The organism is Citrobacter sp. wls716, from assembly GCF_005280975.1.
Classification (GTDB): domain Bacteria; phylum Pseudomonadota; class Gammaproteobacteria; order Enterobacterales; family Enterobacteriaceae; genus Citrobacter; species Citrobacter youngae.
Genome location: NZ_SZWX01000045.1, coordinates 1 through 398 on the forward strand (window position 1 = coordinate 1; position 398 = coordinate 398).

The 398-nt window shown below is 39.7% G+C and carries 1 pseudogene; it reads left to right on the forward strand.

Features of this window, described 5'->3' with window-relative positions:
* Window positions 1–25: 25 nt before the first annotated feature.
* Window positions 26–398 (forward strand): annotated as a pseudogene (locus FDX24_RS16290) (hypothetical protein); the annotation flags it as partial.

The following is a 398-nucleotide window of genomic DNA, read 5'->3' on the forward strand; positions in this document are numbered from 1 at the left end:
ACCGCTTAACGTTTAAGGATGAATTATGAAACCAGGAAATACGGTAAGAATAATTGTTGGAGTGATTTCGCTATGTGCTATCTCTGCCTGTATAAAAAAAATACCCTCGCAGGTAATTTATCGGTTTGATGATAATCGCTACCTGGAGTTGATAGGATATGATTGTGAAGGATATGTTGTTTACCATGACATAAAAAGAAAAATCCACAAATCAATTTATGGCAATCCAATCTATAGAGTTTTCTCGGGTGAGTTTATTCATCCCTCAGAACAGTATGTTTTGGTGCCTGAGTGGGAACCTGGGGCATATAAAATATCTAAAGACTACGGACAAACGTGGCAGGTAGCAAACTATATGGCCTCTTCTCGGGCGCTGGAGAGAAACTCCGATGGGGTTA